The organism is Halarcobacter sp., from assembly GCF_963676935.1.
Lineage (GTDB): Bacteria > Campylobacterota > Campylobacteria > Campylobacterales > Arcobacteraceae > Halarcobacter.
Map to the genome: position 1 here is coordinate 1,210,105 of NZ_OY781470.1, position 24,307 is coordinate 1,234,411.

At 26.9% G+C, this 24,307-nt stretch carries 26 protein-coding genes; 13 read left to right on the forward strand and 13 right to left on the reverse strand.

Going from position 1 to position 24,307, the window contains the following annotated elements:
- Positions 1-53 precede the first annotated feature (53 nt).
- The 10 genes from fdhD to yedF all read left to right on the forward strand — a co-directional run bounded on the left by fdhD (position 54) and on the right by yedF (position 7,009).
- Positions 54-842 (forward strand): formate dehydrogenase accessory sulfurtransferase FdhD, encoded by a 789-nt coding sequence (gene fdhD / locus ACKU4C_RS05840; protein WP_321315244.1) that lies wholly within the window; start codon positions 54-56, stop codon positions 840-842.
- A 4-nt stretch (positions 843-846) separates the two neighbouring features.
- Complete coding sequence (locus ACKU4C_RS05845) at positions 847-1,266, forward strand: ModE family transcriptional regulator (RefSeq protein ID WP_321315245.1); 420 nt, start codon at positions 847-849, stop codon at positions 1,264-1,266.
- Positions 1,250-1,627 (forward strand): LysR family transcriptional regulator, encoded by a 378-nt coding sequence (locus ACKU4C_RS05850; protein ID WP_321315247.1) that lies wholly within the window; start codon positions 1,250-1,252, stop codon positions 1,625-1,627. Before ACKU4C_RS05845 ends, ACKU4C_RS05850 begins: the two co-directional genes overlap by 17 nt.
- Positions 1,620-2,594 carry a cysteine desulfurase gene (locus ACKU4C_RS05855; protein WP_321315248.1) on the forward strand — a complete coding sequence of 325 codons (975 nt, stop codon included), beginning with the start codon at positions 1,620-1,622 and terminating at the stop codon, positions 2,592-2,594. The genes ACKU4C_RS05850 and ACKU4C_RS05855 overlap by 8 nt, the downstream gene beginning before the upstream one ends.
- Positions 2,587-3,819 carry a molybdopterin molybdotransferase MoeA gene (locus ACKU4C_RS05860; protein ID WP_321315250.1) on the forward strand — a complete coding sequence of 411 codons (1,233 nt, stop codon included), beginning with the start codon at positions 2,587-2,589 and terminating at the stop codon, positions 3,817-3,819. Before ACKU4C_RS05855 ends, ACKU4C_RS05860 begins: the two co-directional genes overlap by 8 nt.
- A 20-nt stretch (positions 3,820-3,839) precedes the next feature.
- On the forward strand, positions 3,840-4,655 hold the full coding sequence (locus tag ACKU4C_RS05865; protein ID WP_321315252.1) for a substrate-binding domain-containing protein: 816 nt from the start codon (positions 3,840-3,842) through the stop codon (positions 4,653-4,655).
- Positions 4,656-4,670: 15 nt separating this feature from the next.
- Entirely contained in the window at positions 4,671-5,366 is a 696-nt protein-coding gene (locus ACKU4C_RS05870; protein ID WP_321315253.1) for an ABC transporter permease, read from the forward strand.
- Entirely contained in the window at positions 5,366-6,388 is a 1,023-nt protein-coding gene (locus ACKU4C_RS05875) for an energy-coupling factor ABC transporter ATP-binding protein (protein ID WP_321315254.1), read from the forward strand. The genes ACKU4C_RS05870 and ACKU4C_RS05875 overlap by 1 nt, the downstream gene beginning before the upstream one ends.
- Before the next feature lie 69 nt (positions 6,389-6,457).
- Entirely contained in the window at positions 6,458-6,649 is a 192-nt protein-coding gene (locus ACKU4C_RS05880) for a sodium-dependent tyrosine transporter (RefSeq protein ID WP_321315255.1), read from the forward strand.
- A gap of 18 nt (positions 6,650-6,667) precedes the next feature.
- On the forward strand, positions 6,668-7,009 hold the full coding sequence (gene yedF, locus ACKU4C_RS05885) for a sulfurtransferase-like selenium metabolism protein YedF (RefSeq protein WP_321315257.1): 342 nt from the start codon (positions 6,668-6,670) through the stop codon (positions 7,007-7,009).
- Between the two features lie 14 nt (positions 7,010-7,023).
- Here the strand turns inward: yedF and ACKU4C_RS05890 are convergent, their stop codons facing one another.
- The 3 genes from ACKU4C_RS05890 to ACKU4C_RS05900 all read right to left on the reverse strand — a co-directional run bounded on the left by ACKU4C_RS05890 (position 7,024) and on the right by ACKU4C_RS05900 (position 9,762).
- Positions 7,024-7,998 (reverse strand): aldolase catalytic domain-containing protein, encoded by a 975-nt coding sequence (locus ACKU4C_RS05890; RefSeq protein ID WP_321315259.1) that lies wholly within the window; start codon positions 7,996-7,998, stop codon positions 7,024-7,026.
- A 68-nt stretch (positions 7,999-8,066) separates the two neighbouring features.
- A complete protein-coding gene (locus ACKU4C_RS05895) occupies positions 8,067-9,371 on the reverse strand; it encodes a methyl-accepting chemotaxis protein (RefSeq protein ID WP_321315261.1) in 1,305 nt (434 codons plus the stop codon).
- Positions 9,358-9,762 carry a PAS domain-containing protein gene (locus ACKU4C_RS05900; protein WP_321315262.1) on the reverse strand — a complete coding sequence of 135 codons (405 nt, stop codon included), beginning with the start codon at positions 9,760-9,762 and terminating at the stop codon, positions 9,358-9,360. Before ACKU4C_RS05900 ends, ACKU4C_RS05895 begins: the two co-directional genes overlap by 14 nt.
- Before the next feature lie 209 nt (positions 9,763-9,971).
- Here ACKU4C_RS05900 and ACKU4C_RS05905 point away from each other — a divergent pair, with 209 nt between their 5' ends.
- Both ACKU4C_RS05905 and ACKU4C_RS05910 read left to right on the forward strand, forming a co-directional pair.
- Positions 9,972-12,167, forward strand: a complete 2,196-nt coding sequence (locus ACKU4C_RS05905; RefSeq protein ID WP_321315264.1) for an endonuclease MutS2 — start codon at positions 9,972-9,974, stop codon at positions 12,165-12,167.
- A gap of 9 nt (positions 12,168-12,176) precedes the next feature.
- Complete coding sequence (locus tag ACKU4C_RS05910) at positions 12,177-12,995, forward strand: mechanosensitive ion channel family protein (RefSeq protein ID WP_321315266.1); 819 nt, start codon at positions 12,177-12,179, stop codon at positions 12,993-12,995.
- A gap of 6 nt (positions 12,996-13,001) precedes the next feature.
- Here ACKU4C_RS05910 and ltaE read toward each other — a convergent pair whose 3' ends face one another.
- Entirely contained in the window at positions 13,002-14,009 is a 1,008-nt protein-coding gene (ltaE, locus tag ACKU4C_RS05915) for a low-specificity L-threonine aldolase (protein WP_321315268.1), read from the reverse strand.
- A gap of 201 nt (positions 14,010-14,210) precedes the next feature.
- Between ltaE and ACKU4C_RS05920 the strand changes: the two genes are divergently transcribed.
- The gene (locus ACKU4C_RS05920) at positions 14,211-15,104 is read left to right on the forward strand and encodes a tetratricopeptide repeat protein (protein ID WP_321315269.1); all 894 of its coding nucleotides are present in this window, start codon (positions 14,211-14,213) and stop codon (positions 15,102-15,104) included.
- 358 nt (positions 15,105-15,462) lie between these two features.
- On the opposite strand, the gene ACKU4C_RS05925 is transcribed toward ACKU4C_RS05920, so the two are convergent.
- From ACKU4C_RS05925 to ACKU4C_RS05965, 9 genes are all read right to left on the reverse strand, one after another.
- Positions 15,463-15,969, reverse strand: coding sequence for a hypothetical protein (locus tag ACKU4C_RS05925; RefSeq protein WP_321315271.1), 507 nt, complete (start codon positions 15,967-15,969; stop codon positions 15,463-15,465).
- Between the two features lie 41 nt (positions 15,970-16,010).
- The gene (locus tag ACKU4C_RS05930) at positions 16,011-16,925 is read right to left on the reverse strand and encodes a toll/interleukin-1 receptor domain-containing protein (protein ID WP_321315273.1); all 915 of its coding nucleotides are present in this window, start codon (positions 16,923-16,925) and stop codon (positions 16,011-16,013) included.
- Positions 16,926-17,056: 131 nt separating this feature from the next.
- Entirely contained in the window at positions 17,057-17,704 is a 648-nt protein-coding gene (locus ACKU4C_RS05935) for a DUF4276 family protein (RefSeq protein ID WP_321315274.1), read from the reverse strand.
- Positions 17,697-18,812, reverse strand: a complete 1,116-nt coding sequence (locus tag ACKU4C_RS05940) for an AAA family ATPase (protein ID WP_321315275.1) — start codon at positions 18,810-18,812, stop codon at positions 17,697-17,699. The genes ACKU4C_RS05935 and ACKU4C_RS05940 overlap by 8 nt, the downstream gene beginning before the upstream one ends.
- Before the next feature lie 195 nt (positions 18,813-19,007).
- Positions 19,008-19,403, reverse strand: a complete 396-nt coding sequence (locus tag ACKU4C_RS05945; protein WP_321315276.1) for a hypothetical protein — start codon at positions 19,401-19,403, stop codon at positions 19,008-19,010.
- 86 nt (positions 19,404-19,489) lie between these two features.
- Entirely contained in the window at positions 19,490-19,996 is a 507-nt protein-coding gene (locus tag ACKU4C_RS05950) for a GNAT family N-acetyltransferase (RefSeq protein WP_321315278.1), read from the reverse strand.
- A gap of 327 nt (positions 19,997-20,323) precedes the next feature.
- On the reverse strand, positions 20,324-20,710 hold the full coding sequence (locus ACKU4C_RS05955) for a DUF6858 family protein (RefSeq protein ID WP_321315279.1): 387 nt from the start codon (positions 20,708-20,710) through the stop codon (positions 20,324-20,326).
- Between the two features lie 2 nt (positions 20,711-20,712).
- Positions 20,713-21,261: a hypothetical protein gene (locus tag ACKU4C_RS05960; RefSeq protein WP_321315281.1), complete on the reverse strand. Its 549-nt coding sequence runs from the start codon at positions 21,259-21,261 to the stop codon at positions 20,713-20,715.
- 112 nt (positions 21,262-21,373) lie between these two features.
- On the reverse strand, positions 21,374-24,250 hold the full coding sequence (locus ACKU4C_RS05965) for a DUF748 domain-containing protein (RefSeq protein ID WP_321315283.1): 2,877 nt from the start codon (positions 24,248-24,250) through the stop codon (positions 21,374-21,376).
- Between the last annotated feature and the right edge of the window lie 57 nt (positions 24,251-24,307).

Below are 24,307 nucleotides of genomic sequence, written 5' to 3' on the forward strand. Positions count from 1 at the left end.
TGTTTAAAAAAATTATTAAAATATGCAAAATTGACATATTAAAGAAGAGGAAAATGGAAAATAGGAATTATTTAAAAAAAGTAATTATAGATAAAGTAAATGGCGATGATATTGCTGAAGTAGAAGATATTACAATTGAAGAATCAAGATTAAATATTTTTCTAAATGGAGAAAAAGCAATTTCAATGATGTGTATCCCTATTGACCAAAAAGCTCATGCAATTGGATTTTTAATGAGTGAAAATGTGATTTCATCTATTGATGATGTAGATGATATTACTATTAGTGAAGATGGTTTAAGAGTTGATATTAAAGCAGCAGTGGATGAAGACTCTTTAACAAACCTATATAAAGAAAAAACTCTTGTAAGTGGATGTGGTGGAGGAGTAACAGGTAATATTGCAGGGCAAGTTCAAATACCTTTTAACCAAACTAGATTTGTGATTAGTCCAGAAGTTATAAGTAGTGAAATAAAACAATTTTATCAAGATAGTGAACTATATATGCTAACTGGTTGTGTACATAAGGCTATGCTTTATTTAGAAGATGGTACCACGGTTACAGCTGAAGATATAGGAAGACACAATGCAATTGATAAGGTTGTAGGTAAGTGTAAATTAAAAGGTTTAGATACTACAAAATCAGTTCTTTTTGTTAGTGGAAGACTTAGTTCAGAAATGGTAGTAAAAGCTGTAATGCATAAAGTACCTATTGTAGTTTCAAGAACTGCACCAACACACTTAGGTGTTACGACAGCTCATAAGCATGGTCTTACATTAATAGGTTTTGCAAGAGGAAAGAAGATGAATATCTATACTCATTCAGGAAGAGTAATAGGATAATAAAATGGGAAAGATGCAAAAAAAGATTGAATTAGATGAAACTCAAAAAGAGTTAATTTTAACAAATCTTGATAATGATGGGAAGTTATCTTGCCTAAAAGCTTTTAAAGTATCTAGACTTATAGGCTTAAAGCCTATTGATATGTCAGATGCTTGTAAAGGAGTAGGAGTAAAAATTACAAATTGTGAATTGGGTGTTTTTGGAAAAATAAAATTTCAAGACCCTGAAACAGCAATTTATAGCAAAATTAAGCAAAATTTTACTCAAGATAGAGATGTTTCTTGTAAAACTCTTTGGTTTATTGCTCAAGAGAGTAGTTTAAGAAGAGTAGGAAATACAGTTAAGAATAGTGATATAGAAGTGACTCATTGTCAACTTGGATGTTTTAGAGAGAGAAAGGGAAAACGTGAAATCAAAAATTAAAATGTGGATTGAGGACTCAGAAGGTAATTTAATCTTTGGTGGTGGGAAAGCACAGATTTTAGAATTTATTGATGAAACGGGGTCAATCTCTGAAGCTTCAAAAAAAGTTGGTATGAATTATAAAAAAGCTTGGACACATATCAAAATATTACAAGAATATATTGATGATGAATTAGTAATCGTAAATAAAGGTAGAAACAGTGGTGGAACTGTATTAACACCAAAAGCAAAAGAGTTAGTAGAAAATTTTAAAAAGTTTAGAAGTGAGGTTCAAAAGTTTTCAGAAGAGAAGTTTGAAGAACTTTTTAAAGAGAAAGATGAAAACATAATTCAATGTGCGAAAGATAATGAAAATGTATAAATTAAACTATATTCAATATCCAAAAGTTGAAGATATAACTTTTTTGGCTAGCAACACTTTAGAAACGCTGAAAAATAATGATTTTGTTGAAGAAAAGATAAATAGGCTGAAAAAAGAGTTTGGATTTAGTTCTTTATATTCATTTAGATTCAGTGATGATGGTATTTTGGCATTAATGTTAAAATTAAAAGGAAAAATTTTAGTATCTAAAGGCGAAAGCCAAGCTATTATTGATGCTGCAATAAGATATAAGAATCTTGGTTTCGATTTAGATTTTATATCTATAAAAAAAGATGGAATAATTGATTATAATGAAATTGTTCAAGCTGATTATATTTTTATCTCACCTTATATTGTAGATACTTACATAAATATTGATATTGATTTAGTAAAGGAAAAAACTAATGCTTTAGTTATATCAAATATCAGTGCTACTCCATTTTTTAGAGATTGTGATATTGCAATTTTAGATTCGTATAAATTAACTGGATACTCATTTTCTTCAGTTTTATTTCATAATGAATTATTTGAAGAACAATATTTAGCCCAAATTGATACAGTTTCTATATTTGAAATTGATAAAGCTATAAAAAGATTTTTCCCAATTACAAACATAAAAGAGAAGTTTAAAGCTTTATTAGTTGAGGAGTTTCAAGAAAATATATATTTCTTTGTAGATTCAAATAAAACACTATCTTATACATTACATTTTGGTTTAAAAAATATTAAAGCAAGAGAAATTATTCGAACACTTGCGTTAAGTGATATTTTTGTAACCAATGGAGAGGGTTGCTCTTTAGGTTTATCTAAACCCTCAAGAATAATTCAAGAGATGGGATTTGAAGAATCAAAGTCAAGATGGGCATTGTCTCTTAGTTTTTTTCAAGAATTAAATGATGAAGAGATTTTAAAAATAGTAAAAACAATTTCAAAAAAATATAGACAAATAAGGATGTTAAATGATTAAACAATATTTAGATTTCGATATTGCTCTATCTAAGGCCTTAAAATATGCTAATTCTACATATTTTACTGAGATAGTAAATATAGAGGATTCATTAGAAAGAGTAATCTCTAGTGATATTGTATGCGTAAAAAATTTGCCTTCTTTTAATAACTCAGCAATGGATGGTTTTGCAATAAAAGCAAATGATGCAGGTAAAACTTTAAAAGTTAAAAAAGTAATTTTTGCCGGTGATAATGTAGAAGCTTGCTTAAGTAAAAATGAGTGTTATAAGATTATGACGGGAGCAAAAGTTCCATCTGATGTAGATACAATCATTCCTATTGAAGATGTTATCTCTTTTGAAAATGACGAAGTTACTATTAATGAAAAAGTTAAAAAAGGCTCATGCTTAAGAGTTAAAGGTGAAGAAAAAGCTGTTGATGAAATCTTATTTAAAAAAGGTGAAGAAATAACTTCAAGTAAGATTGCAGTTTTAGCAAGTCAAGGTATTACTAAAATAAAAGTTTATAAAAAACTTTCAATTGCAGTTGTATCTACAGGAAATGAGTTAAAAGAGCCTTGGGAATTTGCAAATGAAGATGAGATTTATAATTGTAATTCATATGCTTTAATATCCCTATTAAATGAAAAAGGTTTCGATGCTACATACACTGGTGTAGTACCTGATAGTTTAGAAGATTCAATTATATTTGTTAAAAATTTAGCATCATATGATGTAGTTATAACTACAGGTGGTATCTCTATGGGAGATGCAGATTTTGTTGGTCGTGCATTTTTAGAAAATGGTTTAGAAACTATTTTTCATGGAGTAAATATTAAACCAGGAAGACCTATTATGATGGGTAAAATGAAAAATACTTTTGTAATGTGTTTACCAGGAAATCCCTTAACAGCAATGGTAAATATGCATCTTTTTGCAATACCTGTTTTAAATAAAATTCAAGGTTGCAAAGATATTTATCATGATATTACACTTGCAGTTAATAAACAAAAATTTAATACAAAACAAGGACGAGTAAATGTGGTACTTGGATCTTGTGATAAAGGAGAATTCAAAGTTACAAGAAACAACAAATATGGTTCAGGAATGATTACTGTTCTAGATGAGAGTAATTGTATTGTTGTCACTAATCCAGAAAGATTTGAAACAAAAGAAGATGAGATGGTTCGAGTGATTAAGTTTAATTGTTCATATTTAAATGAACAAACAAATATATTTAATTAATCAAATATAAGGAGAAGTTTATGATTAAAAAGACATTAGTAACATTAGGATTAAGTGCTGTATTAGCATCAAGTATTTATGCAGATGATTTAATGATGGCAACTACAACAAGTACAGATAATACAGGGCTTTTAGATTATTTAGCACCAAAATTTGAAAAAGATACTGGTACAACTTTAAAATGGGTTGCAACAGGAACAGGAAAAGCATTAAAAATGGGTGGAAATTGTGATGTTGATATCCTTTTTGTTCATGCACCTGCAAGTGAGAAAAAATTTGTTGGAACAGGTTATGGTGTAAATAGAAAACAAGTAATGTACAATGACTTTGTGATTATTGGTCCTAAAACGGATCCTGCAAGTGTATCTGGAATGACTTCAAGTGCAGCACTGAAGAAAATCGGTTCACAAGAAGCTAAATTCTTTTCAAGAGGAGATAACTCAGGTACAAATAAAAAAGAGATATCTTTATGGAAAAGTGCAATTGAAAAAGCACCTGAAAAAGCATCATGGTATGTACAAACTGGTCAAGGTATGTTAAGAACTATTAATATGGCTGCTGAAAAGGGTGGTTATACTATGACAGATAGAGGAACTTGGATTAAATATCAATCACAAAAAGGTGATGAAAACACTATGAAGATTGTTGTTGAAGGTGATAAAACATTATTTAATCAATACTCTGTTATAACAATTAATAAAGAAAAATGTGCAAATGTAAAACCAGAATTAGCAACAAAATTTACTAACTGGATTGTAAGTGCTGAAACTCAAAAATTTATTGGTGATTTTAGATTATTAGGAAAATCACTATTTATTCCAAACGCTGATAAATAAGGAAATTAAAAAAGAATGAATCTATTTACCGATGGTTTTAAAGAAGCTATACAATTATTAGTATCAGTAGATGAGAGTGTATATTCTGCAATCTCAACTACTCTTGTAGTTTCTTCTTGGTCTTTAGTAATAAGTTTATTAATAGGTTTACCTTTAGGGTTTTTTCTAGGTTATTATAATTTTCCAGGAAAATCTATAATAAGAACTATAGTTGATACACTATTAGCTTTGCCAACTGTAGTTATAGGACTTATAGCTTATACTATGTTATCTCAAGTTGGACCATTTGGTAGTTTCGATTTACTTTTTTCACAAAAAGCAATAATAATAGGACAGATTGTTTTAGGTCTTCCTATTATTATTGCATTAACAGCAACACAAGTTGAAGCAGTTGATAAAAGACTTTACACTTCTTTAAAGGGTTTAGGAGCAAGTTCAAAGCAAATATTAACAGCAACTTTAATAGAAGCTAGATTTGGTCTTATGACAGCTGCAATGACAGCTTATGGAAGAATTATGACTGAAATTGGTATCTCTATGATGGTTGGTGGAAATATTAAATACCATACAAGAACAATTACAACAGCAATTGCACTTGAAACAGGTAAGGGTGAGTTTGTTACAGGGATAGCTTTAGGTTTAGTTTTAATCACAATTGCATTGATGATAAATATATCTTTATCAATACTTAGAAGAAAATGGAATCAATAATGAGTGTTTTATACGAATTAAATAATGTTCAACAATTTTATGATGGAAGAAAAGTATTAAGTATTGATAAACTTATATTGGAAGATAATCAAATTATAGGTTTTTTTGGTCCAAATGGTAGTGGTAAATCTACACTTTTTTCATTGTTGTCTTTTATGCAAAAACAATCAAATGGACAAATATTGTTTAATGGCTTAGATGAAAAAGCTATTAGTCATGATATAAAACAAAGTATCGTTATGGTTCCTCAAAATCCATATTTATTAAAAAGAACAGTTTTTGATAATATAGTTTATGGATTAAAAATCAGAAATATAAATGAAAATCTTGAAGAAAAAGTAAATGAAGCTTTATCTTTAGTTGGTTTAGATAAATCCTTTTCAAAAAGAAAATGGAGTCAATTATCAGGTGGAGAAGCCCAAAGAGTTGCCTTAGCAGCAAGATTAATACTTAGACCAAAAGTTTTAATTTTAGATGAACCAACTACTGGAGTAGATACAAACTCTGCCCAACTTATAAAAGAAGCAATTTTGTGTGCGAAACAAAGATGGAATACAACTATTTTAATCTCAAGTCATGACCACAATTGGTTAAATCATATTTGTGATAAAAAAATAGCTCTTTTTCAAGGACATTTAATTGATAGTGGAAGTGTAAATTTATTGTTTGCTCCTTGGGATAAAAATAATGAAGGAAATCTAATAAAATATTTTACAGATGGACAAAAATTGGAAATCTTAGATAGTAAAGCTAAAAAAAGAGATTCAGTTGCAATGATAGACTCAAGTAATATTGATATTTGTAGAGTGAATTGTGAAGAGATGATAAATAATAATAGCTTAAAAGCAATAGTAACTTCAATACAACAACAAAATTCAAAAGAACATCTTTTAGTACAATTGACAATATCTGATATAAGTTTTAATTGTAAAGTTACTAGAGATTTGATGCAAGAACAAAGATTTCTTCCAGGGGATAATATATACGTTAATATAGATACTAAAAATATAAAATGGATTTAGTTTTTATACTAGTTATTTACCAAAAAAATTGTATAATAGTAAAAATAATTTAACCAAAAAGGGGAACATATGTTTGTAAAGCTAAATGAAAGAGTTTATCTTAATATGGCAAAGATTACTAGAACAAAAATTGATCATGTAGAAGATGGAATTAGAGTAAGATTTTATGAAGGACAAGATCAAGTTGCAAAATCAAAAAGATTTAAAACTATCGAAGATGCAGAGAGTTGGTTAGAAGATTTACTTTCAAATATTAAATAATAAAATAAAAGTAAAATTATGTCAAAAAATAAAAAAACAGTATTTTTAAAGTCCAATAAGATAGGTGAAGGTGAATTAGGATCTATTTTAATCAATGGTTTTCTTAAAGCTATGACTGAACAAGAAAATTTACCAGAAAAAATTATTTGTGTAAATAGTGCAGTTTTACTAACAACTTCAAAAGATGAAGATGAAGTATTAAATAGTTTAAAAGAACTTGAGCAAAAAGGTGTAAAAATTTTATCTTGTGGTACTTGTTTAGATTATTATAATGTAAGAGATGAGTTAAAAGTTGGATTACCAGGCAACGCTTTAGATACAGTAGAAACACTTCTAAATGAAGATGTTGTAACATTTTAAAGAAGGTATAGTTTTTAACTATACTCTTCTGTTAGTTTGTTATAGAATTTAACATATTCTGTATCACCAGTATCTCTAGCTTTCATAGCCGGTCTTGGGTGTTCATTTAATTTTCCTGTAATCATATATGGAACTGAATAACCCCAATCAAGATCTTTTTCAAGTGGAATAATATACTCTTCAATAAATTTTAATACAGGAGTTAATTTATATTTTGGATTTTTTAGGAAACCAACTAAAAGTTCCATTGGACAATTCCCTGCACCTCTTCCTAAACCAGATACCGTTACATCTAAATAACTTGTACCATAAATCATAGCTTCAAGTGTATTTGCATATGCTAATTGTAGATTATTGTGTGCATGAATTCCAACTTTTTTCCCTGATTTATCAGCAAAAGAAAGATATTTCTCTGTTAATTTATTGATTTGTTCTGGATAAAATGAACCAAAACTATCAGCTATATAAATTACATCAACATTTGATTGTTCAACTTGTGCTAATACTTGGTCTAATTCATCATCAAAAGATTTTGAAATAGCCATTATATTACATGTAGTTTCATAACCTTTTGCATGAAAATCTTCAATTAATTCAATTGCTTCTGGTAATTGGTGAATATAAGTAGCAACTCTAATCATATCAACTACACTTTCACTTCTAGGAGGAATCTCTTCTTTTATTGTTCTTCCAACATCAGCCATAACTGCAATTTTAAGATTTGTATCATTGTCTCCAACAATTCTTCTTAAATCTGCTTCTTTACAAAAGTTCCAACAACCATATTCATCTTCACTCATAACCGTAGGAGATACATTTTTCCCAATCTCCATATAATCAATTCCTGCAGCAACACACATCTCATATTGTGCTTTTACAAAATCATCACTAAAATGGTAATTATTTACTAATCCACCATCTCTGATTGTACAATCAAAAACTTTTAAATCTTCTCTTACTGTAAAAATTGAACCTTTTTTTTCTAACATCTTTTTCCCTAGTTTAATTTTATTTTTTTATAATATCAAAAAAGGATAAAATTTGAGATTAATATAATTTAAGCTTTTCTTTTTTCTTTTCCATTATACTTGTTATCAAAAGGAGTATCTCTTATTTTAAGGTTTTCTTTTCCTTTAAATTGAGACTTAGATATTATTTCAACATTTTTATTTGCAATATTGTTCATTTGCATAGATATATTTTTTACATTTTCTGCAATTGAGGCATTTTTTTGGGTTAGAGAATCAATTTGTGAAATTGTGTTATTTATAAGCATAATCTCATTTTTTTGTTCTTTTGAAGCTTTTACAACTTGAGTGATTAGTTTATCTGTTTCATTAATATTAGAGTTCAAATTATTGTATTCGTTTATCATCCCATCTGCTGCATTTTTACCTACATTAGCTTTTTGAGATGAACTTTCAACTAATGTTTTTATATCTTTAGCTGCTTGTGCACTTTTATTAGCTAAGTTTCTAACTTCTTGAGCAACAATTGAAAAACCTTTTCCTGCTTCACCAGCAGTTGCAGCTTCAACTGCAGCATTTAATGAAAGAATATTTGTTTGAAATGCAATTTGGTCAATTATTGTTATAGCATCTTGAACTGCATTAGTAGATTCATTTATATCATCTATTGATTTAACTGTTTGAGAAGCCAAATCCATCCCTTTTGTAATAGATTCTTTTACTGTTTGGGCATATTTTGACATTTGTATAACCAATTCTGTATTACTAGATGTAGTTGTACTAATCTCTTCAGATGCAGCTGATACCTCTTCCAATGATGCTACTTGTTGAGTTGTAGAAGTTGATAATTGAGTAGAGTTTTCTAATAATCTTGCAGACTCTTTTTGCAAAACAAGACTAGTTCTATATGTTGTCTTAAGTTGTTGGGTTATCTCTTCTTTTAATGAATTAATACCTAAAGTTAATTTTTTTAAATCTCCACCTCTAAACATATTTTCATCTATAGAGTTTAAAAAGTTTTGATTTGAATACTCTTCTAATCTTTTATCTATGGTATATAAAGATTTTTGTAGTTTTTCAGACATATTGTTGATTGATTTTGCTATATAGTTTAATTTATTATTTGATGTTGTTTTTGTTATTCTATCTTCTGTAAAACCATCTGATAGCTTTTCTGTACAAAGCATTATTTCCCCATAAATTAATAAATCTTCATTTTGTTTAGATTGAATAAGTTCAGAAATTTTTATTATTTTGTTCATAATCAAATGATTTTTTTTTCTATAAGTATTATCTTTTATATTAATTTTATTTAGATCATCATTTATATACATCTCTATATTGTCTAAAGCTTCTAAAAGTAAATCTTGTTTGTTATTTTTAATTGAAAACATTTTCTTCCTTAAGAAGTTCATTATATGAGTTTTGTGCTAATATTTTTTCATCATCTGTAGGTTGTACTCTTACAGATATATATCTTTTATTACCTAATCCATCTTCTGAAGAAAATACAGTAGCATTGACCCAATAGTAGTCTCCATTTTTTGTTTTGTTTTTTACTATGCCATTCCAAGTCATATTTTTCTCCACCGTATTCCATAAGTCTTTAAATGCTTTTTGGGGCATATCTTTATGTCTTACCATATTATGTGGATTTCCAATTAATTCATCTTTTGTATATCCAGATATTTTACAAAAATCTTCATTTGCATAGATGATTATTCCTTTTTTATTTGTTTCAGAAACAATCATTGTTTTTTTATCTAATAAAATTTCTTTACTCAATTTAAACCTTTTTTATTATAAAATAATTTTAAGGATGGAAATATATCTTAATTAAATATTATTTTGATTACAAAATAACTTTAATATCATTATTTTTATTATAATTTAAGTTTATATGTATGATTATATTAAATATTAATACTTATTATAGGTTATAGTTATTTTTATATTTAGTTACATATTAATCATTTGTAAGATATAATATCTAAATGCAAGAGATATTTAAAAAATTAGATTTATTAGATTATATAGATTCTTTTTCTAAACTATTAGCTAGAGAAAAATCTATCATTATGGAAGGTGATATAAACCTTCATTTTAGACTTATTAATGAGTTATCAAACTTCGATTTAAAAGAGCCTCCTAAAGTAGCAAATTTAGATAATGCTTTATTACATATACAAAAACAAGGTGTGCTTAAAATATATGAAATATATGAGTTCATAAAGATTATTGATTATTTTAACTATTTAAAAAAGTTTTCCTTTGAAGGGAAACTTGCTGAATGGATAGATAGAATAGTTATTCCAGCAGAAGTTTTAAATATATGTAACTATTTTGATGAAAAATCAAATTTAAAATCTGGTATAAATGAAGATTATGATGCTATTGGTGAAGCTATTTATAGAAATAAACAAGAGATAAAACAAAATTTATACAAAATTATAAACTCATCAAAACTAAGAAGTTATTTAGTTGATTCTCAAGTTCATTATATAAATCAAGAAGAGTGTATATTAGTTAGAGGTGGTTTTAATCATATACTAAAAGCAACAGTAATAAATAGATCAAACTCAGGATTTTTTTATGTTGTTCCACATAGTGTTAGTACTTTAAAACAAAAGCAAAGTGATTTAATCAATAAGCAAGAAGAGATTTTATTAAAAGTTTGTAAAGAGGTAAGTTCTTTATTTGAAAAAAATTTACTATTTTTAAAATTTATAAATAAAGAGTTTGACAGGTTTGATCATTATCAAGCTCGATTATTCTTTGCAAAAATGGGAGATAAAAACTTTATTTTACCAAATAAAAAAGGTAAAAATAAACTTGTAGAGTTTAAACATCCAGCACTTCATGATGCAAAAGCAATTACAATTGATTTTTCTAAATCAGTTGTTATGATTACAGGGGTAAATGCCGGTGGTAAAACTATGATGTTAAAATCTATTTTAGCAGCTACACTTTTATCAAAATACTTACTTCCATATTATGCAAATAAAAATACTGAAGTTGGAACCTTTAAAGAGATTACAGCTGTATTAGATGATCCTCAAAGTGTTAAAAATGATATTTCAACATTTGCTGGTCGTATGGTTGAGTTTTCTAAACTTTTCTCTTCAAAAAGTGCTATTGTAGGTGTTGATGAGATTGAATTGGGAACTGACTCAGATGAAGCAGCTTCATTATTTAAAGTTATTATCGAAGAGTTGATACAAAAAGATATTAAAATCATCATAACAACTCACCATAAAAGATTGGCTTCACTAATGGCAGCCAATGATGATGTTGAACTAATAGCAGCACTTTATGATGAAGAAAACCAAAAACCAACATATGACTTTTTACAAGGAACTATTGGTAAATCGTATGCTTTTGAAACAGCAAGTAGATATGGTATTCCACATAATGTAATCAAAAAAGCAAAAGTTGTTTATGGGGAAGATAAAGACAAGTTAAATGAACTTATTGAAAGGAGTAGTGCTTTAGAGATTGAGTATAAGAAAAAGATTGAAAAACTTGAATATGAAATTTCTGAGTATGAAAGACTTAATAAAAATATAAAAGAGCAAAAAGAGTCTTTAGATGAATTAATCTTTGAAGAAAAATCTAAACTTCATAAAGAGTATAAAGATGCTAGAAATGAAGCAAAAAAAGCAATAAAAGCAAAAATTGCTCAAGGTCATCAACATCTAAATATTGCCCATGAAAAAGCAAAATCAATTAAAACACAAAAAGTGCAAGAGATTGAAGCTGATTTAAAAGTAGGGGACAGAGTAAAATATCGAAGTTCAAAAGGTGAAATTGTTTCTATAAAGGGTAAAAAGGCATTTATAGAAAATGATGCAGGTATGAAGATGCAAGTATTGTTATCAGATTTAAAAAGAAGTGGAAATATTCCTAAAGTAAAACAAAAATCCTCTGTAACAGTTCAAAAACCAAATACAGGACATGTAAAGTTAGACTTACATGGTCAACGTGCAGATGAAGCAATTGACAACTTAGATAAATTTATTTCTGATGCATTAATTGCAGGATTTGATGAAGTTTTAGTTTATCATGGAATTGGTACAGGAAAACTTTCATTTGCCGTTAAACAATTTTTAGATAAACATCCAAAAGTTAAAAGGTATACAGATGCACACCCAAGTCAAGGTGGATTTGGGGCAAAAGTGATTCAACTATAAAGGCTTAAAATGGAACAAGAGTTACAGAGTTTACAAAAGTTTTATGACATAATTATTGAATTTTTTGTTAATTATAGTTTTCAAATAATTGGTGCAATAATAGTATTTATAATTGGTTTGTTTTTAGCTAATAAAATCTCTGCTGCTGTAAAGGTTGTTTGTGAAAGAAATCAGTTAGATGTTACATTAACTAAATTTATAGTAAATACTGTAAAGTTTGGTTTAATAATTGGTGTTACAATTATTGCTGTTGGTAAACTTGGAATAACTCTTACCCCATTTATAGCTGGTATTGGTGCAGCTTCATTGGGCGCTGGTTTAGCTTTACAAGGTACCTTATCAAACTATGGAGCAGGGCTTTCAATTATTATAGGAAGACCTTTTATTGTAGGAAATACTATTAGTGTTGAGGGTGTAAATGGTGTAGTTGAAGAGATAAGACTTGCTTACACTATACTTTCAACAGAAGATGGTGAACAAATTACAATCCCTAATAAACATATTATTGGTGAAGTTTTAGTTAACTCTTTTGAAAATAGGGTTGTTGAATCTGTATTTGGTATAGATTACAATAGCGATCCTAAACTTGCCATAGATGTTATTTCAAATGTTTTAAAAGGGTTTGATGAAATCTCACAAGAACCAAAAGCTCAAATGGGTATAAAAGAGTTTGCAGATTTTTCTATAAATATAGAGGTTAGATATTGGGCTCCTACAAAACTTTATTTTGAAACACAATATAAAGTGAATATGGCAATTTATGATGCTTTTAAACAGAATAATATAAATATACCATTCCCTACATATAACCTAATTAAAAAAGATTAAAAGTTATTACTTAGTGTAATAACTTTTAAATACTTCTATAACTTTTTCAATATCTTTTTTTGAAATATCTCTATGTAATACAATTCTAAGTTTTCCATATCCTGAGATTAGAATATTTTTTTCTTTTAGATAATTGACTAATTTTTCTGAATCTTCAACTTCTATAAAAAGCATATTTGTGTCATTTGATACTATTTTTATTGCATCTATTTTCTTTAGATTTTTTGTTAACAACTTAGCTAATTTGTGGTCTTTTTTTAAATCTTTGATATTGTTCTCTAAAGCATAAAGTCCAGCTGAAGCTAAAAGTCCAGATTGTCTTAAACCACCACCTAACATTTTTCTATAATGTCTAGCTTCTTTTATAAACTCTTTTGAACCTGTTAAAACTGAACCCACTGGTGCACCTAAGCCTTTTGATAAACAAATAGATACGGAATCAAAGTATTTAGTAATATCACTTAGATTTATATCTAAATCAACAACTGCATTGAATACTCTTGCCCCATCAAGATGAAGTAAAAGATTGTTTTCTTTTGCAAACTTAGATGCTTTTTCTAAATATTTTAAATCAAGAACTTTTCCATTGTGAGTATTTTCAAGACATAAAAGTTTTGTTCTAGCATGATGGTTATCAATTGGTTTAATTTTACTTTTTACTTTTTGTAAATCTAAAGAAGCATCTTTTTCAAACTCTATTGGTTGAGGCTGAATAGAACCAACTACAGCTCCACCACCTGCCTCATATTTAAATATATGAGCTTCTTGCCCACAAATATATTCATCACCTCTTTGACAATGACTAAGTAAAGCTAAAAGGTTTGATTGTGTTCCACTTGGTACAAAAACAGCTGCTTCTTTTTTAGCCATTTTTGCTATTTTATTTTCTAGTTCAATTACACTTGGGTCTTCACCATAAACATCATCTCCAACATTTGCATTTTTTATAATATCTCTCATCTTTTTTGATGGTTTTGTTACTGTATCACTTCTTAAATCAATTATATTATTCATTTTTTACCTTTTTATAAATAGATAAAGATATTAACTTTTTTATTTTAAATTGTAAAGTAAAAAATGCTTATTTTTTTAATAAATAGAAATAAAGAGTTTATAATACTTTAACTAGTTGTTTTATATAATCAATAAAATTATATAAGGCTATTTATGTCAAAAATCAAGCTCTCATCTTATGCACAATTTAAGGAATTGAAAATGTATTTAATTACAATATCTAATTATAAAAAGAGACTTGGATTTATTATTGGATTGATTTTATTTGTAACTAATGCTTATAGTAATGATAATCTTTCTTCTGAAAAAATAGAGTGTAAAAATGGTAATGGGGAAACTTGTTTTAATATTGCTAGATTAATTGAAAGAAAAATAAAAAATGATAAAGAAAGTAGGAATTTTTATGAAGCTATTAAGTTTTATAAATATTCTTGTGATTATGGATATGGAGAAGCTTGTTTTAATCTAGCTAATAAATTTATTTCAGGAGAAGGAGTTCATAAAAACATATCTCAAGCGATTTATTTATATGATAAAGCTTTTAAATTAGATTATCCAATTGCTTATGTTGAATTAGGAAGGATGTATTCAAATGGAAAAGTATTCCAAAAAGATTTAAGAAAAGCAAAAAATTATTATCAAAAAGCTTGTGATGCAGGAGAAAAGCATACAGCTTGTGTGATGCTTGATTATGTTGATAAAGTTAAAAGTAAAAAAGAAGATTATAGAATATTAGAAGATATGAAAAAAGAATGTACTAAAAATAGTATGGTAGGTTTACTGGTATGTAGTACAATTGGTAGTATGTATAAAAAATATGATGATTTTGAAAATGCAATTAAATATTATAAAAAAGCTTGTAAAGTTTTTTCTTCTGAATGTATCCCTTTAGGAGAAATATATATAAATAAAAAGTTTAAAAACTATGATGAAAATAAAGCGATTTCTTCTTTTATGAAAGCTTGTAATGATGGAAAAGCAGAAGGCTGTATTAAACTAGGAGATACTTACAAAAAAGTTAAAAAGGATATTGCTAAAAGTAATATTTATTTTAGAAAAGCTTGTTCTTTAGGTTATGTTGATTATTGTAACTAAGATATTCAAGGGAGTGTTAGAAATTTTGTGTCAGTCTGATAGAATTTATTCTAAAGGATTGAACAATGAATTAAACACTTGATTTAACTTATGCACTTGAGCAAATCAAAGCAGATGCAAAGCTTGAAGAAAAATAGGGTAAAATATCCCATTATGATTTGAAAGGCTACATCTTTTGTTCCATATTTCTTTAAGATTTATGGGATTTTTCAATTTTAATTTTTTGAACACTTTGTGGAACAAGGAAAACTACAATGAGTGTTTCTGTTTCACAAAGTTAGAGGTTGCTGAACGTTTGACTTGAGAAATAAGTTCCCGCAAGGGTAACTTATTTCTCTCCAAGGTTTTGTTATGCAATTTATAATAATCCAAATAAAGCAGATGCTCCTGCCCCAATCAAACTAGCTACACTACTATTTTGTAAAAGGGTTTTCAAAGTAGCCTTTGCCTCATCATCACCACTTTTTGCAATATGCTCAACTAACTGCTGAAAACTTATATTTGTAATCTGTGAATTGTGATTACCAACTTGAATTTGCTCACCTGAAATTGAGCCTATATTAATAGTTGATGATTTTTTATTTGAAATATGAGCTTGAGCAGTAGTGTTTTCAACTTTTAGAGTAAGTAAATTAGGATGTTTTGTACCAACATTTAATGTACCACCATGAAGAAATGAAACATCAACAACTTTTAGATTAATTTCTCTTTTTCCTGACTTTTGAGCAATTATATCTCCTATCCCAACATCTGGTTCATCGCTATAAGGAATTCTAACTTCCCCTTTTGACATATCTCTGAATCCTTTATGTTCACTTCCATCTATATAAATTATTTCTGGATAAGCTAACTTATCAAAATCCATTTTTATTCCTTACTTTATATATGTGCTGTATTCTATTATGCTTATTTATCCAAAATTACTTCAGATAATTGTTTTGCAATTTCTTCAATACTATTTAATGATGTATTTAAAGCAACTTTATCTGCCAATGCTGGACTAAAATTTATTACATCATCTTTTGTTACTTTATGCCAAATAGGTAAAATCATTTTGTGACCATTCATTTCTCTAGTAACCATGGAGTCAAATTCATATTGAGTCCAACTCTTTGAACAAAATGTAGATGATAAAATCACAGTACCATATTTTGATTTGCGTAGTCCATGATCTATACTTTGTCTTAAACTATCTCCAACTTTTAATGTAAACTCATCGTACCATACATTAACACCTAATTCTTTAAGTTTTTCAGCTAATGGTCTAACAATTTCTTCTTTATCTTCAGAAGCATGCGAAATGAATAAGTCATATTCTGTAGTTAGTAATGATTTATTAAGAGTGGTATTGATATTTTCATTTTTTTGATTAATTTCAATTGACATGTTATTTGTATTTTGTATCTCTTGTTGTAATTGTTTTTGAAATGATAATTGCTCTCTTTGTTGTCGTTTTTCTAAATCTAGTAACTTTTTTCTTTCTTTTTCATCATTTGCAATTTGTTTTTTACGTTCTTTTTCTTCTTCTTTTGCTAAGTCTTGTTTTAATTTTAATAGTTTTCCATCTTTATCAGAAATTTTTTTATGAAAGTCTGCTTTTTTTATTTGTATTTTAGATATTTCACTTCGTTTTCTTTGAATTTCTGTATTTTTACTTTTTATTGTAGATAAACTTGTATTTTTAGTAATACTGTTTTCTATTTGACTGATTCTATTACTGCAATCTAGCTCTTTTTTAGTTTCTAAACTCATTTTATGATGAAGATCTGCAATTTCTTTCTGTATTCTAATAATTGAGTTACTTATTGTTGAAATAGACACTATATCGACTCCTTGTATTTTGTAGCCTAACGGTTGAAGTAAACTTCAAGGCGATAATTTAAAGTAAAAATTGAACTATATTAAAAGTTACTTTTTACTTATTAATTTGATATTACCACAGTATAGCCTTGTTAGTTTCTCTGACTTGTTAGGTTTATTATAGTGTCTATCCAATTTTTAAATCTAGTACATTTTTCTAATATTATAGGTAGTCCAATATCATCGGCGATACTTGCACCATGAAATACTTTATCATATTGCTCGTTATATTTATCAAAAAACTTATCAATCCTTTTAGATGGTGCTGTTTCTTTTGAATTGTTTATATTCTCTACACCTCCACAACTATTGATGATACTTTCAATTTCAGTTTTTGCACTTGAATCACTAAAATACTCTTCATAATATGATGGTTCACTAAATAGTAAAGTTTCAAATTCATATTTTTGTATATACGGTATAAGTTTTCTATTATTATTAAATAATTCACTTATTTTATTTTCTAATTCTTCTGCTGTATTTGTACTTTCAATATCAAACCCATATAAATCATAAAATGTTGTTACATAATCAAAATTTGGTAATATTTTTGTGAGTTCACTTTGAATTCTATCTAAATTGATACAGCCACCTTTATGTTTAGTTCCACATTTCTTTCTTTTTGTAGTTACTATTATTGAAACTAGTTCAATATCATGATTTCTAAAATATGGAACTAAAATTTGTTTACAAAACTCATCTTCTGTTTGACCTTCAACAGATATAGCAACTCTAATCATAGGTAGGTACTCCACCAATTAAATTCTTTTGCCACATTTCACCTAGACTATATTCTTCCAACCAATCTTTATATTTTTCTTTTTGCAATCTTTCAAATTCAGAGTGGTTCTCTTTCCTATTCACAACTATAATATCTTCTATGTCAAAATTATCAGCAAGAGTAACAGATTGCGTTGAAGCAATAATTTGGGTTCTCTTAGAAATTTTCTTAAACATTCCAGCTAAAATCTGAAGGGCAAATGGATGTAGTCCAAGCTCTGGCTCATCTAATAATATAATTGTTGGTAAATTAGGTTGTAAGAGCAGAGTAGTAAGACAAATAAACCTTAATGTACCATCTGATAAATCGTTAGCATCAAAATATTCATCAGTCCCTTTATGCTTCCATTTTAATTTTATAGTGTCTTTGTTATTTATTTCGGGTTCTAAAATGAAGTCTTGAAAAAATGGTGCAACTCTTTGTATTGTTTTTACAATTTGATTATAAGATTTTTCATTATATTCTCTAACACATCTTAAAAATGCAGAAATATTTGACCCGTCGGGAGCAAGTACTGTACAATCATTTATATTACAAGTTTGTTTTACTTTTGCCGTAGAGCTTGTATCGTGAAAATGATATACTTTCCAGTCTTGAATAAAACCTACAATATGTCCTTCTGATGTTCTTGAATGGGGTCTGTTTGGTAAATTTGAGTTTTCTCCACCGTTATTGTTTAAAGTATAAGATTTTGTACCGCCTTGATAACCTATAGTATCTCCAAAAAAATAAGTAAACTCTTCTTTAAAAATAAATTTATCATTTACTGTTGGTAATAATGTTGCTTTATAACCATTAGGAATAAATTGTAATGCAAAGTAAATTTCAGAGGTTGATTTTTTACCAAAGTGCAATATTTTATTTGCTCCCCCTTGCTCTGCTGTGTAAGTAGGTAAATCTTTATCCAATATCTTTTTCATAAATTTGAAAAAACTAATAAAATTACTTTTACCAACACCATTGGAACCAATAAGTATATTAAGGGGTCTTAGTTCAAGTTCTAATGATTTTATAGATTTGTAGCCGCTTATCTTTATTTTATTAAGTCTTCCTAGTTTTTGAGACATCCTATTCCTACCATTTGCTTTATAAGATAATATCCTACTGTAACTTTACTTTGTAAGCTTTTAAACCTAACGGTGGAATTGAAAACGAGGGAAGAATCCACTTGATTGTTCAATTCTACTTTTTAATTTAGTTTACAATTTATAAGTTTAAAATCGCAAGTATACCCTCGTTTTTCTTTCCAATGATTTGTTATACTACTTTTCAGTTGAATCTCTCATTGTCAGTTCAAAAGAGAAACCTTCATAAACCTGCATCATTGATGAAAGTTCATCAAATGAGATAAATTTGCCATCAATGACAACTCCTCCACTACTAATTGTTCCCTTAGCTTTATCATGTGAAAAGTTGTATGTATCATTTGAACTATGTAAATATCTTATTGATAATTGATTTTTTATTTTATTTCTCAAATCTCCAATTGCCCAAGCTGGATTATCATCAGTTGTACATATAGAGAACTCATAAAGACTATTTAAGTCTTTCGCTGTTATACATTTACCTACAAATACATCCTTAATTGTAAATTCAAAAGTTCTTTCATTACTTTCAAAATCCAGAAATTTTTCTTCAAATGGAAATTCAATACTCATTTATTATCCCTTCTTGTTTATAGTATAACGACCAAGTTGAGTGGCAGGGCTTTTCCCCTTCGCTCAAACGCCGGGCTATGTATTTTTTATATTTTTATTCTGTATATTTCATGGGTTAAACCATGAAATATTGTATTTTGCAGATAGCTGAAACCACTTCTTTTTGCCACTTTGACTGAAGGAATGTTTTCTGGCACAGAAAGTATTATGAGAGAGTCAGCCAATTGTTTATCTTTTACATATTCAACACAGCCTTTCACAGCTTCCGTAGCATAACCTTTGCCCCAGTATTCATTTAAAAACCTGTAACCTATTTCGGTCTGAACCTCGTTCTCAACTTCCTGTTTCAATAAACCGCAAATACCTAAAAATGACTTATCCTGTTTTCTTATAACCGCAAGAAAGCAATACCCATCATCTTGGTATCTCTCCTGAATTTTTTCGTAAAATGCTTTTGTCTCGTCACGATTCAAAGTCGAAGGAAAGTACTTCATTACTTTCTTGTTTGAAAGTAATGAATATAAGTTTTCTAAATGTTTTTCTGTGATTTTCTCTAAATACAGTCTTTTAGTATCAATTATTGGAGGAGTCATCTTTTCCTTTCAAAGGCATAACTATTTATTGAATATACATTATATATAAAACACCCTAAAAATCAACAAATAACATACACAATATGTGTCGTATATCAAAATGCCTACAAACACCTTAAATAAGCTATCTTGTAGATATTACTATAAAAAATATTAGAAATAGAGATGGTTTTTAAATAAATTTTAAGTTTATGATATGCTTTTTATGTATGTTTAATGTGGATATTTAGACGATAACAGCACATAATGTATGTATATTAAGGTTATATCGTAATAAACCTGCAATATTTAAGTGTATATAGAATTGAACTAAAAGAGAAAACTCTTTTAGTCTATAAGTGATTTAACAATATTTTCCATTGCAACATTTGCTTGTTCATTTGGTGCTTCAAGAAAGTTTACGACAAAACTATCTTCAAGTTCTACTATTCCAATTGATCTTGGGCGTACAGCTAATACTTCAGGTGTTGGTATCTCTTTACCAAAACAAAATACGATATTTTTAGCTTCTTTAATAGCTGGATTAATATCACCTTTGATATTAACTGTATGGTCATATTGGTTAAAGGTTGCAATATAAGCAATAATTTCATTAGCATCTATTTTCTTTTTTAATTCATCAATAATCTCATCAACTGTAGAATATTTTAATTCACTTTTAGTAAACTCAATCTCAAATATATGGTATTTTTCTTTAAAAATTTTTTGTTTCATTATTATCCTTTCAATGTTATAAATGATTTGATTACACAATCCATACGTTCAGGTATATCTGAAGTATCCATTTTCATATAATCTGTTTGAATTTTATATATTAATTTATTTTCTAGTTTAAACTCAAATACTAAATATCCAGCATATAGTTTACATTTAGTACCTTTTTTACCTGTATCTTCTTTATCATTTTCTAGAATATAGTAATCAATTATAAGTTTGTCATTTTTGTTTATTTGTTCTTTTTGATATTTTTTTAGTACAGAAAGTAATATCTCATCAGCTTTTTCTACATTTATATAGTTTAAGATTTTTGATTCCATAAAACTTGCTTGTTCTATTCTTGATTTTATAATAAAGTTGCCACTCTCAAGAAGTTCAACAGCTTTATTAGAGAGTTTTTTATTCGCAATTTTTTCAAATGTTGTAGTTGTTTTTTGGCATGGAACTCTTTTTTCTTTTTTTAAAGGATCGTTGTTTTTCTTTGTAATTATTCCATATCCAAAAAAAACTAATACAAGAGCTATTAAAATATAATAAATTTTATTCATATCGTTTCCTTATTAGTTTTAGTTATTAAAATTATAAATTAATGAAATGATAACAGAAGTTTTATTATAAGAAATTTAAATAAAACTATTATAATCTATATTTATAATAGTTTTATTTTGTACTAACAGTAAGTTTAAAGTTTATCCATTTATTTTTTGAACTTTTTCCCTCTTTTATATCAAGAATTTTAAGTGAATCTTCATCAACATTTTTTGTTTTAACTAAATATTTTTTAAGTGAGTTAACTCTTTTTTGAGTTAATTCTAATAGTTCTTCTTTTGATACAATTTGTTTATTAGCTAGCAAGTTTTTTATTTCTGCAAGATAACTTTCATTATCAAATATCTCTTCTCCCTCTTTATTTTTAGATATAAATAACTCTTTGAATTCTTCTAAGCTCTTTTCAAACTTATTATCTATATAAAGTTTTTCCAATGCAAGTTTATATTTATCACCTTTTGAATAATTAGCCATTTGTTTTTTTATAAGTTCATTTACTTTTATAATTTGAAGAGCATTTTTATCTTCTATTTCATCATATATAGGTTCTATGTTAATAGCAAGTTTATTTTTTTCTTTTAATATTTTTGCAATGGCATCAAGTGATTCTCTTTCTGAAGCAATAATATCACTATTACCTACCTCAAACTGTACAGTTTTTAGTTTCTCTTCATCTATATCAAATAATGCTCCAAGTAGAGCAAAAGGTGCAGTAACCGCTTTTAAAATTAAGTTTGTAAATGCTTTCCAAACTATTGGTGCTATTGAAAATTCAGGATCATCTACATTTCCTTTTATGGGTAAATCAATATCAATAACCCCATTAGAATTTTCTAATAAAGCGATTGCTAATTCTAGTGGTAAATTAACAGCATCAGCACTTTCAACATTTTTTCCTAGTTTTATATCACTTATTATAATTGAGTTTGTAGCATCTAAGTCTGATTTTTTTATGTTGTATTTTAAATCAAGATTTAATTTACCTTCATCAATCTCTCTACCAATAAACTTACCTGAATATGGGGTAAAGTTTTTAATAGCAATATTTTTAAAAAGAATATTTGTATTTGTAAGAAGTTTTATATCATTTATATCTACAGTACCTGTTATTTTTGTATAACCATATTTATCAACTTTTCCTTCCAATTTTAATTTAGTAGGTTTTGAACTACTTGAATTAAATCTTGAAAATTGACCATTTAATTCACTTACATCTGTTTTAAAGTCAATTGGAAGATTTTGGTCTTCAAAAGTCATTTTCATATTATTGATTTTTACTGGACCAATATCAAAGTTAAAATCACTTTTTTTAGTAGATTTTATCTCTTTTGGAGTATTTACTTTTAACTTTTCCTCTTTTTTGTTTATCTGTTTTCCCAGTGTAATATTAATATTGGGTTTGTCTATTGAAGATTTAACAATTTTTAATTGATTATTTTTTTGAAATATTTTATCTATATTTATATTGATATTTTTTGCTTTAATTGTTTGATTATTCTTTTTATCTACCATTAATATAGATGGTTCTTTTATTAAAAGTTTTCTAATATCAATTTGGTTTTTTACAAATGAAGTATCCAAGATAGAAATATTTGTTTTTGATGAGTTTAGATTTAGTTTATTTTTCTTATCTTTCATTGATAATTTAGAGATTGTTAATTTTGCAAGTGCAAGTTTAATATCATTGTTAATCAACTCTAAATTTTTTGTATCTAAAGATAGCTTATCTATTTTTATATCATTATTTCCTTGATTAAATATAACCCTTGCATTACTTAATAAACCATTTTCTAAAAGTAACTTATCTTCTTTAAAATTTAAATTATCAAGTTTAAAGTCAATATTGTTTGTAGCAAGATTTAAACTATTTTTTAAATCATCATAATATAAATTAGAATCTTTTATGGTAAATTGTTTTAAATCTATAGTAAAAGGTATAGTTTTTTGAGTAGTTTTTCCATTTTCTTTAGTATTTGAGTTATTAGTAGAATTATTTATAAGATTACTAAAATTAACTTCACCATTTTTATTAATCTTAATATTTGAATTTAACTTATTAAGATTTATAGAACTTATACTAAGAGTGTTTTGTGGATAATCAAAATTTACTTTATCAATATTTAGATTCTTTAAACTTACCAATTTATTATTCTCTTTTGTAATATTTAAATTATCTAAATTAAATATAGCATTATCTATCTCAAGATTTAAATTTTCTTTTGTATTGATTTTATAACCAAACTTTAGATTTATATTTGCGCTATCATCAATATTGAAATTTAATAAATCACCTTTATATGATAAAAATTGAGTAGGTTTTAAATCAATAATTTTTGCGTTACCATACATTTCAAAAGGTGAGAGTCTAAGACCACCATTTATAATAATTTTACTGGTGTTATTTATATCTAGCTGTAGACTATGAGAAGCTAAAATATTTTTAAAAGTCCCCATATCATAAAAAGTATAATTAAAATTGCTAATATTTAACTTATAAGGTTTTTTGTTTTTTTCTAGTTTTGTAAAATCGATTTTCGCATCTTTTATTATTGTTTTAAAAACTTGAAATTTTATATTAGTACTTGTATCATCTTTCTCTTTTATCTCTTTTTTTGTAGGTTTAATGATTTTTTCAAGATTAAAACTTCCATCTTCATTTTCAATAATATTTATGTATGGATTTTTTAATTCTAAATTTTTAAAATTTATATGTTTTTCATCTAAAGAGGTAATAAGTGAGAAATCTATTTCAAGTTTTTCAAGACTAAATGTAGTTGTTTTTTTATCTGAAATTTTTAAATTAAAAGCTGAAAATTTAAGTAAAAATGGGTTGAATTCGATTTTTTCAATAGTTGCTTTCTGAGTAATGCTATCATTAATAATTTTTTCTATTTGTGGTTTAGCAATTTTTGGAATAGCTATGAAACCAATAATAGTATAGATTAAAAGAATGGACGATATTGTTATAAGTAGTTTACTATTTTTCATAAGTAATCCTTTTCATATACATATGATTATAACACATCAAAGTTAATTATAAATAAC

Coding starts and splice junctions, on each gene's coding strand:
- ACKU4C_RS05920 (WP_321315269.1), top strand. CDS start 14,211: ATGTATTTAATTACAATATCTAATTATAAAAAGAGACTTGGATTTATT.
- ACKU4C_RS05925 (WP_321315271.1), bottom strand. CDS start 15,969: ATGGATTTTGATAAGTTAGCTTATCCAGAAATAATTTATATAGATGGA.
- ACKU4C_RS05860 (WP_321315250.1), top strand. CDS start 2,587: ATGATTAAACAATATTTAGATTTCGATATTGCTCTATCTAAGGCCTTA.
- ACKU4C_RS05870 (WP_321315253.1), top strand. CDS start 4,671: ATGAATCTATTTACCGATGGTTTTAAAGAAGCTATACAATTATTAGTA.
- fdhD (WP_321315244.1), top strand. CDS start 54: ATGGAAAATAGGAATTATTTAAAAAAAGTAATTATAGATAAAGTAAAT.
- ACKU4C_RS05940 (WP_321315275.1), bottom strand. CDS start 18,812: ATGTCTCAAAAACTAGGAAGACTTAATAAAATAAAGATAAGCGGCTAC.
- yedF (WP_321315257.1), top strand. CDS start 6,668: ATGTCAAAAAATAAAAAAACAGTATTTTTAAAGTCCAATAAGATAGGT.
- ACKU4C_RS05880 (WP_321315255.1), top strand. CDS start 6,458: ATGTTTGTAAAGCTAAATGAAAGAGTTTATCTTAATATGGCAAAGATT.
- ACKU4C_RS05950 (WP_321315278.1), bottom strand. CDS start 19,996: ATGACTCCTCCAATAATTGATACTAAAAGACTGTATTTAGAGAAAATC.
- ACKU4C_RS05865 (WP_321315252.1), top strand. CDS start 3,840: ATGATTAAAAAGACATTAGTAACATTAGGATTAAGTGCTGTATTAGCA.
- ltaE (WP_321315268.1), bottom strand. CDS start 14,009: ATGAATAATATAATTGATTTAAGAAGTGATACAGTAACAAAACCATCA.
- ACKU4C_RS05905 (WP_321315264.1), top strand. CDS start 9,972: ATGCAAGAGATATTTAAAAAATTAGATTTATTAGATTATATAGATTCT.
- ACKU4C_RS05855 (WP_321315248.1), top strand. CDS start 1,620: ATGTATAAATTAAACTATATTCAATATCCAAAAGTTGAAGATATAACT.
- ACKU4C_RS05910 (WP_321315266.1), top strand. CDS start 12,177: ATGGAACAAGAGTTACAGAGTTTACAAAAGTTTTATGACATAATTATT.
- ACKU4C_RS05895 (WP_321315261.1), bottom strand. CDS start 9,371: ATGTTTTCAATTAAAAATAACAAACAAGATTTACTTTTAGAAGCTTTA.
- ACKU4C_RS05935 (WP_321315274.1), bottom strand. CDS start 17,704: ATGATTAGAGTTGCTATATCTGTTGAAGGTCAAACAGAAGATGAGTTT.
- ACKU4C_RS05955 (WP_321315279.1), bottom strand. CDS start 20,710: ATGAAACAAAAAATTTTTAAAGAAAAATACCATATATTTGAGATTGAG.
- ACKU4C_RS05960 (WP_321315281.1), bottom strand. CDS start 21,261: ATGAATAAAATTTATTATATTTTAATAGCTCTTGTATTAGTTTTTTTT.
- ACKU4C_RS05965 (WP_321315283.1), bottom strand. CDS start 24,250: ATGAAAAATAGTAAACTACTTATAACAATATCGTCCATTCTTTTAATC.
- ACKU4C_RS05845 (WP_321315245.1), top strand. CDS start 847: ATGGGAAAGATGCAAAAAAAGATTGAATTAGATGAAACTCAAAAAGAG.
- ACKU4C_RS05890 (WP_321315259.1), bottom strand. CDS start 7,998: ATGTTAGAAAAAAAAGGTTCAATTTTTACAGTAAGAGAAGATTTAAAA.
- ACKU4C_RS05945 (WP_321315276.1), bottom strand. CDS start 19,403: ATGAGTATTGAATTTCCATTTGAAGAAAAATTTCTGGATTTTGAAAGT.
- ACKU4C_RS05875 (WP_321315254.1), top strand. CDS start 5,366: ATGAGTGTTTTATACGAATTAAATAATGTTCAACAATTTTATGATGGA.